The sequence below is a fragment of the Pedobacter suwonensis genome (genome assembly GCF_007833675.1).
Classification (GTDB): Bacteria; Bacteroidota; Bacteroidia; order Sphingobacteriales; family Sphingobacteriaceae; genus Pedobacter; species Pedobacter suwonensis.
On the sequence record NZ_CP031708.1, the window covers coordinates 4,709,858 to 4,723,576 of the forward strand.

General features: G+C 38.8%; 10 protein-coding genes. 9 read left to right on the forward strand and 1 reads right to left on the reverse strand.

Annotated features, from left to right (window positions below; genetic code table 11):
- Positions 1-108 precede the first annotated feature (108 nt).
- Positions 109-2,355: a sodium-translocating pyrophosphatase gene (locus tag DV942_RS19490; protein ID WP_145860319.1), complete on the reverse strand. Its 2,247-nt coding sequence runs from the start codon at positions 2,353-2,355 to the stop codon at positions 109-111.
- Positions 2,356-2,690: 335 nt separating this feature from the next.
- Between DV942_RS19490 and DV942_RS19495 the strand changes: the two genes are divergently transcribed.
- From DV942_RS19495 to DV942_RS19535, 9 genes are all read left to right on the forward strand, one after another.
- Positions 2,691-4,127, forward strand: coding sequence for an APC family permease (locus tag DV942_RS19495; protein ID WP_145861876.1), 1,437 nt, complete (start codon positions 2,691-2,693; stop codon positions 4,125-4,127).
- Positions 4,128-5,040: 913 nt separating this feature from the next.
- Positions 5,041-5,487: a hypothetical protein gene (locus DV942_RS19500; RefSeq protein WP_186462352.1), complete on the forward strand. Its 447-nt coding sequence runs from the start codon at positions 5,041-5,043 to the stop codon at positions 5,485-5,487.
- A gap of 5 nt (positions 5,488-5,492) precedes the next feature.
- Positions 5,493-6,209, forward strand: coding sequence for a hypothetical protein (locus DV942_RS19505; RefSeq protein WP_145860321.1), 717 nt, complete (start codon positions 5,493-5,495; stop codon positions 6,207-6,209).
- A gap of 34 nt (positions 6,210-6,243) precedes the next feature.
- The gene (locus DV942_RS19510) at positions 6,244-8,049 is read left to right on the forward strand and encodes a type VI secretion system Vgr family protein (protein WP_145860322.1); all 1,806 of its coding nucleotides are present in this window, start codon (positions 6,244-6,246) and stop codon (positions 8,047-8,049) included.
- A gap of 3 nt (positions 8,050-8,052) precedes the next feature.
- Entirely contained in the window at positions 8,053-8,991 is a 939-nt protein-coding gene (locus DV942_RS19515) for a hypothetical protein (protein WP_145860323.1), read from the forward strand.
- Entirely contained in the window at positions 8,988-10,118 is a 1,131-nt protein-coding gene (locus DV942_RS19520) for a DUF4280 domain-containing protein (RefSeq protein ID WP_145860324.1), read from the forward strand. Before DV942_RS19515 ends, DV942_RS19520 begins: the two co-directional genes overlap by 4 nt.
- Entirely contained in the window at positions 10,118-10,696 is a 579-nt protein-coding gene (locus tag DV942_RS19525) for a hypothetical protein (protein ID WP_145860325.1), read from the forward strand. The genes DV942_RS19520 and DV942_RS19525 overlap by 1 nt, the downstream gene beginning before the upstream one ends.
- Positions 10,697-11,008: 312 nt before the next feature.
- Complete coding sequence (locus DV942_RS19530; RefSeq protein ID WP_145860326.1) at positions 11,009-11,956, forward strand: TIGR01212 family radical SAM protein; 948 nt, start codon at positions 11,009-11,011, stop codon at positions 11,954-11,956.
- A 347-nt stretch (positions 11,957-12,303) separates the two neighbouring features.
- The gene (locus DV942_RS19535) at positions 12,304-13,710 is read left to right on the forward strand and encodes an ammonium transporter (protein WP_090986021.1); all 1,407 of its coding nucleotides are present in this window, start codon (positions 12,304-12,306) and stop codon (positions 13,708-13,710) included.
- Positions 13,711-13,719 lie beyond the last annotated feature (9 nt).

Below are 13,719 nucleotides of genomic sequence, written 5' to 3' on the forward strand. Positions count from 1 at the left end.
TGTTGATTTTTATGATAATAAGCAGTAAACCTAAATAAAAATTACCAAAAACAAAAAGGGATTCTGTTAAAATCCCTTTTATGAGTCTTTATATCTATGATTTTACAACTAACGGCTCAATGTATCGGTTGTATTTATCAAAGTGTCTGTTTTTATGTTTCCCAAAGCATCGGTTTTTTGTTCAATCCTGATTTCTTTCCGAACTTCCTGTTTGTGTTCGCCTTCAATTGCCTTAACTGCGATGTAAGGAGCGATAACCAATGAAACAATAGACATTAATTTAATCAGAATATTCATTGAAGGGCCGGAAGTATCTTTAAAAGGATCACCAACCGTATCTCCTGTTACCGATGCTTTGTGCGGTTCTGATTTTTTGTAGTGCATTTCGCCATTAATCATCACCCCCTGTTCGAAAGATTTCTTGGCATTATCCCAGGCACCACCGGCATTACTCTGGAAAATGCCCATTAATACGCCCGTAACGGTAACACCCGCCAATAAACCACCTAAAACTTCAGGCCCAAAGGTAAAGCCTACAATCACCGGGGTGATCAAAGCAATAGCCCCTGGCATCATCATCTCGCGGATAGAGGCTTTGGTAGAAATGGCCACACATTTTTCATATTCAGGTTTGGCTTTGTATTCCATAATGCCAGGTATTTCACGAAACTGGCGGCGTACTTCCTGCACCATATCCATTGCGGCTTTACCAACTGCCTGGATACACAAAGCAGAAAAAATGAAAGGAATCATTCCCCCAACAAATAAACCTGCCAGCACAGGTGCTTTATAAATATCGATCGCAGTTATGCCGGCAATACCAACAAAGGCAGCGAATAAAGCTAATGAGGTAAGTGCAGCCGAAGCAATGGCAAAACCTTTACCTGTTGCTGCGGTGGTATTACCTACAGCATCTAAATTATCAGTACGTTCGCGTACCTCAGGAGGTAATTGACTCATTTCTGCTATACCGCCTGCATTATCCGCAATTGGCCCGAAAGCATCAATAGCCAATTGCATAGCTGTAGTGGCCATCATTCCGGCTGCAGCAATTGCAACGCCATATAAACCTGCAAAATGATACGAAGCCATAATTCCTCCGGCCAGCACCAGAATAGGAATTACAGTAGATTTCATTCCAACAGATAAACCTGCAATAATATTGGTAGCATGTCCAGTAGACGATTGCTGGATAATCGAATTTACAGGCCCTTTGCCCATCGCCGTAAAATATTCGGTCACAACACTCATAATCGTTCCGACTACTAACCCTACTATAATGGCATAAAAAACATTGATGCTTGAGAATTCGTATCCACGCAGATTAAGCGTTTCAGGCAACATCCATTTCACGATAAAGAATGAAGCTACAGCGGTGATGACAATCGATGACCAGTTACCCAGGTTCAATGCATTCTGAACATTTGATTTTTCATCCTTAATAGTAACGAACCAGGTTCCAATGATTGAAAATATAATGCCCAGCCCACAAATCACCATCGGTAACAGAATAGGAGACATTCCACCAAAATTATCGGTTACATTAATTTCCTGGCCCAAAACCATGGTAGCTAAAATGGTGGCTACGTATGAGCCGAATAAATCTGCCCCCATACCGGCAACATCACCTACGTTATCGCCCACGTTATCGGCAATGGTAGCGGGGTTGCGCACATCATCTTCAGGGATACCAGCCTCCACCTTACCTACTAAATCGGCACCAACATCGGCAGCTTTGGTATAGATACCACCGCCGACACGTGCAAACAGCGCAATGGATTCGGCGCCTAAAGAAAATCCGGTTAAAACCTCTATCGCAGTTTTCATTTCGGTACTGTTAACCGAAACCACATTAAAATGCTTGAGAAATACAATGAATAAGCCGCCTAAGCCTAAAACAGCCAAGCCGGCCACGCCCAATCCCATTACTGTACCTCCGGTAAATGAGACTTTCAGGGCATTTTTTAAACTCGTCCGGGCCGCCTGTGTGGTTCTTACATTGGCTTTGGTAGCCGATTTCATACCGATATAACCTGCTGTGGCAGAAAATACTGCTCCAATAATAAAAGAGATAGAGATAATCCAGCTCGAATGCATCGGGATACCTTTAATCTCGGTAATTGTTCCCGAATAAGCCAGGAGCGCGGCCGTAAAAACAGCAAAAATACTCAATACCTTCCATTCAGCTTTTAAAAATGCCATGGCACCATCGGCTATGTGGCCCGCAAGTTCCTGCATATTTTGATCACCCGCATCCTGCCTGTTCACCCAGGCGCTTTTAATCATCATAACTATAATGCCAACAAGGCCTAGCGCCGGAATACAGTAAATTAAATTGTTTTGTAAAAAGTTCATAGTTAATAACTGGTTTTTATATTTGGTTAGTGTTTACTTATTGATCAACTGTTTGAATCTGTTAAATGTTTAAGCTGTTTTTATTTAGAATAGACACCCGCTCTAAAATCCACACATGGCTAATCCGTTAATTTCTTCAGACTTCGAACTACATACTTCTGGCTTATTTATAGCAAGTTAATAAAATATTTTTCTAGTGATTAGAATTTTCATGGCCAGCGTAAATAAAATTTTGTTCAATTAAATTGTTCAATTAAAATAATACAGGCGAAGCGCGCCTAATTTCTTTTTTTTAAATAAATTAGCCACCGACTAAACCAAACTAAAAGATGAAAATGGAAAAAGAAGGTGGATCCGCTAAAAGAAAGTTAAGCCTTTTTGATGCCACAATGCTGGTAATGGGCTCGATGATTGGTAGCGGTATCTTTATCGTAAGTGCTGATATCATGAGAAATTTAGGCTCCGGTTATTGGTTAATTGTGGTATGGATCATAACAGGAATAATGACAGTTGCAGCCGCAATTTCTTATGGAGAGCTTTCTTCTATGTTTCCTAAAGCAGGCGGACAATACACTTACCTGAAAGAGATTTTTGGTAAAATGATGGGGTTCCTTTATGGTTGGGGTCTTTTTACCGTAATCCAAACGGGTACAATTGCCGCAGTGGCGGTAGCTTTTGGTAAATTTACGGCCTACCTGATCCCCGCTTTAAACGATGCTGATCCGATTTTCCAAGCCGGGAGTTATAAAATTACCTGGATACAGATCTTGGCCATCGGTGTGATCCTGCTGTTAACTTATATCAATACAAAAGGTGTTGAGGGAGGTAAGATACTGCAGAATATCTTTACAGGTTCTAAAATTGTTGCTTTGATCGGTCTGATTATTTTAGGTTTTCTTTTGGTGAAAAATAGTTTTTGGTCTGGAAATATGAGCTTTGGATGGAATGCTTTCAATAACCTAGAAACAGATCCAGGCGGTAATTTCCTGAAATCGGGATGGGAATCCATTTCAGGAATGACCATAATGGGTGGCATTGCAGCAGCGATGGTAGGCTCGGTATTTTCGAGTGTGGCCTGGGAGAACGTAACTTTTGTTTCCGGAGAAATCGAAAACCCTAAAAAAAATGTGGTTCGTTCAATGGTTTTGGGCACATCTGCGGTAATGATTCTTTACATACTGGTTAATTTTATTTACCTCAATACCCTAAACAGAGATAGTATTGCTTTCGCCCTTAATGATCGGGTTGCGGTTGCCGCTTCAGAGCAGATTTTTGGTAGTGGTGCAGGTACAATAATTATTGCGTTGCTGGTGATGATTTCTACTTTCGGTTGTGTTAACGGGATCGTATTGGCGGGAGCGCGGGTGTTTCAGACCATGGCACAAGACGGTATGTTTTTTAAGGCAGCACTTAAAAACAATAAAAATGGTGTTCCAGAAAGGTCGTTATGGATGCAAGGCATTTGGGCGGCAGTTTTATGCTTAAGCGGCCAGTACGGCAATCTATTAGATATGATTTCTTTTGTTATCGTGCTTTTTTACATGATCACCGTTTTCGGTGTCATTTACTTAAGGATAAAAAAACCTGGAATCGAAAGACCTTACAAAACCTGGTTATATCCAGTCACGCCAATTATTTACCTCTTAATCGGCGCAGCATTTTGCATCCTGCTTTTAATTTACAAACAACAATATACCTGGCCAGGACTTATAATTGTTTTGCTGGGAGTTCCTGTTTATTTTCTGATCAATAAAAAAGAACAAGAGGATTAGTGTCCCGCTTGCTAATCCTATAGCTCTCGAACTCGTTTTAAAGGTAGCTACAGCATTTTAATTGTCTTGTAGCTACTATATGGACAGTATCTTATTAATCGCCGGTAGATACTGAAACAAATTGCCGTTCACAGCATCCCTTTAAAAAAGTTGTCATTATAAGGAGGAACGACGAAGCAATCCATCACGCTTTGAGCCTTGTTATAAAGATTGCCTTCCTGAAAATCGGAAAAGGCTATCGCATGAACAGGCCTTCTTGCTATAACGATGCTTTTGAACGATTTGTTCCCATTAATGCCAGGCTAAGCGTAAACTGTATCATCTTGTATACTTATACTGGCAAAACTGCATATTAGCGTTGGGTGTTGGTAAAAAAAATAAGCAAGCATATTAACCTGTATGATTAGTTTAAAACCATCTTCAGTATATATAGATATTTATTTTTCTGCTTTTTAGATTTTCCTTAGTGGTTGTTAATGAGTCTTATGACTTTCAATTGGCCTGATATTTGGTTGATGAGATTGTAGCCCGGCGCTGCACTAATCAAATTTTAACCTTTAAATTTTAAAACTATGGCTTTCAAAGCTGGCTTAAATTTTTCAGGCAAAAGGTACCAGGTACTTCAGCATGCCTACATATTACAACTTAATATAGATTTCCCCTCGTGCTGCGCTTCTAGCTGCCCCAGGAAAAGGAATATATAACTTTAATCAGTCAGGCTCAAGGATTACGAAAATTTTGTATCCCTGCCTTCAATATTTACATTATTTATTCAAAATAAATTAGTTAAATGAAAATGATGCGCTTACCTGTTCGCCTTTGTGCATTTCTTGTTTTAACTGCTGCGATAGTTTGGTGTTTTTCAGGCTGTAGTGGGGGTGATCAAAAGCCAGATCAACAAAAAGGTCATAATTTGGCAAAGAAAACCAGCTCTACCGATAATTTTCTTTCTTACACAGATGCTTTAATCAAATTGCCTTTAAGCAAATTTGACAGTCTGGGTATTGTTCCAACTAACAAAGCATTTGCCGATAAATTACCCATCAGCATTTACAAAGGTGAAGCGATTGGTCGTGATAGCATCATCGTTTATCCCTATAAAAATAGTGAAGTGGCTAACATTAAAGCAGCGATTAGATTATTGGTAGCTCAGTCGATTACAGATTCCTTAACCATAGGAGATTTTACCAGGTACTTTGGGGATATCAAAAAAGAAAAACCGTTGATCGGCAATACCGAAACGCCGCTACCGGTTGAAATTACTGTTGATGCCAATACAGCCCTAAAATTAACGTTTAATAGTAATAAAAAGTTAGCGCTTGCCCATGTCACCATGGTTGAGGTTTTAAAATATAGATAATAGCAATGGATACGCTCGTAAAAATTAAGGAATATGATGCGCATGGTGGACCATCAACCGTTAAAATGGGAGATGATGGCCATGCACAAACCTCTACAACTACGGGTAGGTTTGTGATTAAAAGTATAGAAAAACATGTGAGTTATGGAAAATATGCCGAATGGTCAGGGATAGCATGGGGTACCGAAGTTAAAATAATTGGGGACGTTGTGATGGTAAAACATATGGGTACCTGGAAAAAGTTAACTGATGTAAACGCAGCATGGGGTAAATATAAAAACGATCAGAAAGGCGTAAAAAATTTTATTCTTAAATACCAGCGTGATCTTTACCCCAAATCACCTATTCCAACAAAATGGTTTTTTAATGATTTTGGGCATGTTTCGGTCAAATATTTTAAAGACCTGAACAATGACCGTAAAATGAATGGTAAGGAACGTATTATGGGCGATTTTATCCACACTACGCCGCCTGATGAAGCGGCAACCGCTGCGGGTTTGCCTTTTCTGTTGTCAGAATCACATGGTTGCATCCATGTTAGGCCTAAGGATATTGATACCATGATCGGCAATGGTTATTTAAAAAAAGGCAATACGATTGAAGTGCACCCCTATACGAAAAAGGTTATAGATGCATCTTTTAAGAGAAATGCCTTCGGTACACAATTCGAGGTGCATTTCTACCCCGGACTTTATAAAATTGCAGTTTACAGAGTAATGTAGCCGAAAATGCTACAGAATAGTAATAAAATACATCATGGAAAATAAACTTATCGTAGAAATTAGTATAGAAGATGCAGCAATTGCTCATTTCGCTTCTTTTAATCTGCTACAGGCTTTTAACCAGCACCACTATTTTGAACTTCATTTTAACCACGATCAATTAGGTGAACCTGGTTTGATTAGTTTAGATGATAGTCGCGATTTTGTGGGCAAAACCTTGACGGCTTCCTTTGGCTATTCCCCAGAAAACCTCCAGCATTTTGCCGGACTGGTTACCAAAGTAGAACTCTCGCAAAGTCATGGTTACCACGGTGTGCTTATTGTAAGTGGCTATAGTCCCACCATATTGATAGATCGCGGACCCGATTTAGGCTCATATTTAGATAAGGACTTAGATACCATTGTTAAGCTGGCTACGAATGATACACCAGCTAATGACCTTTCAATAGTAAGTAATGCATCCAGAAAAGCCGCGATTGATTACCTTATACAATACCGAGAAAGCGATTTTGAGTTTTTGAATCGTTTATCAGGCGAATATCATGAGTGGTTTTACTATGATGGGAAGCAGCTTAACTTCGGTAAACCCGATAAGCAAAAAGAAATATCACTTTTTTATGGACGCGATGTGTTTAACCTTCAGTATGCCATGGAGGTTTCACCCATCAAGCACAAACGCTTTGCTTATAATCCTAAACAGGATGAAATGCTGCACAGTGAAAGTACAGGTAAAGCAGACGGAAATCCAGATCTGGCACATGCCATCAAGGCATCAAATACGATGTATAGCAAAACGTTTAATCAGCCATCTTTAATCAGGGTTGATAACAGCAACGATATTAAAAGCCATGTAGAAAACGAAGAAAAAGCGCAAATCAGCGAACTGTTAAAAATTAATGCCAGTGGCGATAATGCTCATCTTAGTATAGGTAGTATTGCCGAAATTACCATGAGCATCCGGAGAGAGCTTGCTTTTGCTACTGAAAGTTTGGGGAAATTTTTGATTACCAACATTAACCACCAGATAGATGGAACTGGTAAGTACAGCAATACTTTTGAAGGTTTGGTGGCTACCACTGAGCGTATCATGGTTAAGAATTACCAAAAACCACAATCCGATATGCAGCTGGCGGATGTGATTGATAATGACGATCCGCAAGGGCAGGGCAGGGTGAAGGTTAAATTTAAATGGGAATGCCAAACAAACGACCCGACCGAGTGGTTAAGGGTGGTGAGCCCTAATGCAGGTAGCGGCGATACCGGAAAAAACAGAGGATTCCACGTTATTCCTGAAAAAGGCGACCAGGTTGTGATCGCTTTCGAAGAAGGAAATATAGCCAGGCCGGTGGTGATGGGCAGTGTATACCACGGTAAAAGTGGCGATAGCAGCGGCTTTAAAAACAGCAATACCAAAGGGCTGACTTCAAGAAAGGGTAGCAGTTTAAGTTTTGATGATCTTAACCATGCTTTAAACCTAGGTACCAATGCGGCAAATTTTGTTAAAATAGAAAACGGGCCGGGATCAATTACTGCACAATCTGCCGAAACCATTGTGATCAAAACCGGGCAGAGCAGTATTACATTAAAGAAAGATGGTACGATTGATATTGTTGGGAAGGTAATTAATATTCAGGGTACTGATAAAATTAATGCTAATGCGAGTGAAAAGCCGGGTACAACAGTAAACATCGGTACAGTTGCAACAACCGGGGTAAATGTAGGTAGCAAAACTTATAATTTGGAATCGCAGGGTACTATCGTAGTGTGTTCTGATGCCAGCATTTCTCAAACTTCGGGAGGCGAACAAAAAATAACAGGTAGTCCAGTTAAAATTAATTAAGATATGAGCAGATTTAAATTTTTTGATGAGGATGAGTCCATTCATGTAGAAAATAAAGTTGATGCCGAGATTGGTGAGGTAATTGATTCTGAGCAGACAGAGCCCATTATCTTGAAGTATCGTTGCGAGCAAACTGTTGCGACTAAATTTAATAATGTGATTACTAATCATGCAACCACAAAGCGAGAGTTTCATGTTAAAAATAAAATTGACAAGGGGAATCTGATCGTAGAGGTCTTGCTTTTTGATAATATCATTCAGATAAATCCTTCTAATCTTTCTGAAGCAATGGATTTATTTTCATCTCTGGATTTGATTAAGTGTAATGTGACTGTACAGGTTGACAGTGAGACTGGGAAAATAAACAAAATACTAAATTATGGGGAGGTGTTAAAAAATTGGGAAAGCTTTAAAAAGAATATAAAAGAGAAGTATTCCTTTTTGAGATCAAGTAGTGCTGAGATAGAACTTCAAAAATTTATCTATTTAGCAGAAGCGCAGATCAAAGATGAAAAACTTCTCATTGAAGATATACATGCAAAGTTATTTTTTGATCTTTTTTTCGATCGGTATTTGGTGAATCTATCAGAAGTTTATAAGCCTTATACTTTAAATTACAGTTCTCAGCTTTTCGAAGGCGTTTCGGTTCCTCTACATGTTTCTTCAGAAATTGTTTTTGAAAAACCTGAGTTTGTTGAGCTTAAAAAGCAAAGTAAAATTGATCTTAAAGAAATTGATACCAGCAATATAAAAAAGCAATATGACCAAAAATTTCAGCCCATTGTTGGATATAAGTTTTCTAGTTATGACTTTCAATACCAAGTGAGGCAAGTTATCAATACAGATTTGTCATTGATCGAAGAAGCTGATGTTTTTTTAGCTGAAGAAGTTAAAAATAACGTTGAAATAATTGTAGATTATAAATTGAGGAGGATAGAATGAGTTATTCTTATGTACATGAGGGTGCTAATGTTATTTGTACCAATATGACTAATGGAAAGCCTCTTCAAATAGGTATTACGAGGGTTTCTACAGTAATATTATCAAGCAGGAAGGCGCCTTTATTAAATATCGATGATAAAAAAATCAGTGATACTTTTTCATGTAAAGTAGCAGGTAAATTTTGGGGCGGTTTACAAATTTTAACCGCAGTAATTGCTGTAGCTGCGCTTGCCGTCGCAACAGTAGCAACCGGCGGGTTGGCATTGGTAGCCGCAGGAGTAATGTTTGCCGCTGCGGCAACGAGTATTGGTGCTGGGGTAACTGGCTTGTATAAGATGGCGCACGATTGTGATGCTACTTTAGAAGGGAAATGGATGTTGCCGCATGGAGGGGTTGAAATTGAAAAAAAACAAGCTTTACTTAATCAATCATTGATGAACTGCCCCAAAGGAGGTGTGGTTTCTATTATCATAGATCCGGTTATTGCAATGGCAGCCGCAAAAGAAATTACCAGTAACAATAATGCTGAAGTTGCCGCCCATTTTACTTCTCAGGCAATAATCGGTGTAATTACTGCTGCTACAGCTTTTACACCCATAGGCTTATTGGTGGCAGCTCCTATTGCCGTGTATGGTTATGTAGATGGCGAAAATAGTAAGGAAGAAGCGGCAAAAAAAAATCTCCCCGTATGGAGATGGAGCGATGTTGGAGAGAGTGCCAAGACAGAGGGCTTAGTTAATCAGCCTATAGGGGCTGTTGGCGCTGTTGTCGAAAATGGAGTAAACTTAACACGTACCAATCAACAAATTACCCGCGAGATGATGGAATTTAATACCCAGGCTGCGATGAGAGAAGCAGCTGGTGACGCGGCTGGTGCTGCCAACTCCAGATTAGCGGCCGATATTGCATCAAGATCTTATCCTTCAACACGCTCATCACTGGTAGGCAAGGATTTTTTTAAAGGCTTGGCAAAAGGGGTTGCCGGTGCCATTGCTAACTATTTGATTGATAGAGGGTCGGATAGTTATGAAGCTGCAAAAGCTAATGATTCCGCAAAAGCGGCTCGAATGGCAAATTTTAATGATGATACTAACAATATTAATGTCGTAGCAGATAATCCGTCATAATGAATAAACAAATATCACAAGCCTTGGGATGGCTAATCGGGGTTTTAATAGTTTTTCCAATAATTATTTTTGGTATTAACTATCTCTTTAAAAAGAAAGAAAATAACGCAAAGACGGCTATTCCCCGTTATATTGAAAAGTGTATAGAACTTAAAATTCAATTTCCAAACCAATTGAAGTTTAGAGATACGCTATACACAATCTCATTAATGTCTCCTCCACTAAAGATTTATAAGATTTTTTTCAAAGATTTATCTATGAATAAATATATGGAAATAACTTTTTTTAATTACCCTGAAGATAAAGGTATGGCTTTTCCTTCTTCTTTGAGGGGAAAAGAAACCTTAATGACTATCAATAAGGATGATTTAAACGATCCCAGCTACGGTACTCAAGAAAATCCACTGCCTGTTTTTAAAGTAAGAGAGATTCTGCCAGCCTCAGCTAGTATAAATAGAGGAGAAGAAAATGGTTGGAATGTTGATATTACAGATAAACAATTTAAGTATAATGTAGAACAGTATTTAACCTACATCATGCCCAAAGAAGAATTTAAAAAACGTTTTGAAAAAAACTAATAAACGATATTTTGTAAATCGATGTATTTACGAAAACTAAACAATTAAAAATAGGTTGCTGCTATATACCGATCTAAAATGAGATGTGAAAATAAATATAACCTACTTTCAAATAATTAAAACAGAACTTTCTTCAGGTCTGTTGCACCGCTAACCGCTAACCGCTAACCGCTAACCGCTAACCGCTAACCGCTAACCGCTAACCGCTAACCGCTAACCGCTAACCGCTAACTGCTAACCGCTAACCGCTAACCGCTCTCAAATCTCAAAACTCACTCCACGTCTCAAACAAAAAGCGTATTTTTGTAAACAATGGGAACACTAGTAGATTCAGGGATAAAAGGTTATAAAAATTACGGGACTTACCTGCGTGAAAAGTATAAGGGGCAGCGCGTGTTTAAAGTAATTGTAGATGGTGGTTTTACCTGCCCAAACCGGGATGGGAGTAAAGGGTTTGGGGGTTGCACGTATTGCAATGTAGATTCTTTTACACCAGAGCCTTCACGTCAAAACCCAAATATTAAAGATCAGCTGGCCGAAGGGATGTCCAGGGCTAAAACCTCTTATAAGGCAGATAAATACATTGTTTATTTTCAGCCGAATACCAACACCTACGCGCCGGTGCATTATCTGAAGATGATGTATGATGAAGCCTTATCCGTTAATACCGAAGATATTGTGGGGTTTGCAGTAGGTACCCGTCCTGATTGTATAGATGCCGAAAAAGTGGCACTGTTGGAAAGTTATACCGATCGTTTCGATGTAGACTTAGAAATGGGTATGGAATCGATCTATGACGAAACCCTGGATCAGATCAACAGGGGCTGCAGTCATGGTGAATTCGTGGCTGCGGTAGAACTTTTAAAAGACAGTAAACTCGATCTGTGCGTGCATACCATTTTCGGTTTCCCATGGGAGACGAGAGAACAGATGTATGGTTATATTCACGAAATTAACCGTTTTCCCCAGATTAAGTTTGTAAAGTTCCACCATCTTCATGTTGTAGAAGGTTCTATAATGGGGGCTAAGTATAAGAAAGAACCCTTCAAATTGTTTTCGCTAGAAGAGTATACTGATTTACTTTGTGAGTTAATACCCTTATTGCGCCCGGATATTGTGATTCAGCGCCTTTTTGGCATTTCAGATTGGGATTTATTAATTGCACCTAATTGGGGGCTCAATAAATCAGCAATTCAAACTTATATGGACAAAGAAATCGAAAAACGAGGAGTTGTTCAGGGTTCCGCTTATCGTTTGTGAAATTAAGATTCTTTAGATATTTTTTTGCTAAAACCCATGAATTTTCATGGGTTTTTCTGTGTTAGTGCGGTTTTTCAGTTTGTTTTTAGTATATTTTAGCTAAAATAATGTCGGATTAGGTTAATATTCGATTTTATTTTTATCAAAAACGCATGTTAAAAATAGATGTATTTTTCGTTATTTTTATTTTAAACCTTTCTTTTTGTTTTGTTTTATAAAAATTTCTATTTTTTATTAAAAAAATTGAACTAAATGGTTTAAAAAATGCAATATGTTGTATTTTTATAAAAATAAATCAAGCATATTTAAAATATTTAAAACATCACAAACAAATTAACCTAAAAACTATGAGTAAATTATCCTTTAAACAGTATGCGCCTTTTGCGATATTGATGATTGTCGCAATTTTCGCTCTATTTATCCCGCTTCTTCCAAATTTTGATGAAGGCAAGTATAGTGGACCAGACATTGCGTTTATATTAATCGCAGCAGCGCTTGTGTTTTTAATGACTCCGGGCCTTGCATTTTTTTATGGTGGAATGGTTCATCGTAAAAATGTATTGTCTACCATGATTAAAAGTGTAGTGGCAGCAGGCGTTATTACCGTTTTATGGACGGTAGTAGGTTTTAGTTTAGCCTTCGGAGATACTATTGGCGGTTTTATCGGAAATCCATCCACGTTTTTGTTCTTTAAAGGTGTAAATTCTGGAGCACCACATCTTCAGGGGGGAGCAGACTTAACTATTCCGCTTTCTTTATTTGCTGTGTTTCAGTTAATGTTCGCCATCATTACACCAGGTTTGGTTGTTGGAGCAGTTGCGGAGCGTATACGCTTTACTTCTTATATTTTGTTTATTGTTTTATTTGCCATATTTGTTTATTCGCCATTAGCACACTGGACATGGCATCCCCAAGGTTTCTTGTTAAAGATGGGGGTATTGGATTTTGCAGGTGGTACGGTAGTGCACATATCTGCCGGTATGGCTGCCTTAGCAGGCGCGTTGGTGCTTAAGCGTAGAAAATCGCATTTAGAACACAAAGAAGTTCCGCCAGCTAACATTCCTTACGTATTAATCGGTACTGGTTTATTATGGTTTGGTTGGTTCGGTTTTAACGCAGGCTCGGCATTAAGCGCAGGTAGTTTAGCTGTTTCTGCATTTTTAACAACTAATACCGCTGCGGGCGCTGCAGGTTTATCGTGGATGTTTTTTGATGTTGCAAGAGGCAAAAAACCATCTGTATTGGGTTTCTGTATTGGAGCAGTTGTTGGCTTGGTAGCCATCACTCCAGGTGCAGGTTTTGTAAGTATTCCATCCAGTGTATTTATCGGTGTTATTGCCGCTGTTATCTCCAATCTTGTAGTTTCATGGAAACAAAAAACCAGCCTGGATGATACATTAGATGTTTTTCCTTGCCATGGTGTTGGTGGTATTGTAGGTATGCTGTTAACTGGTGTTTTTGCAACCAAAACCGTAAACGCTGCCGGCGCTGATGGATTGTTTTACGGAAACCCTGCTTTTTTTATCACCCAGTTAAAAGGTGCTGTAATTGTAATCGCATTCAGTTTTATCGTGTCCTTTGTAATCTTTAAGCTGGTAAATCTTATTAATCCGATCAGGGTTTCAGAAGAAGAAGAAGAACTTGGTTTAGATGCTTCTCAACATGATGAGAAATATTCTCAGGGCACTTTACTGGTAGAAGAACGCGCCATCTATATCGAAAGAAACAGTCCAATAACAGAACCAATTTCTTAAAGATTTAAT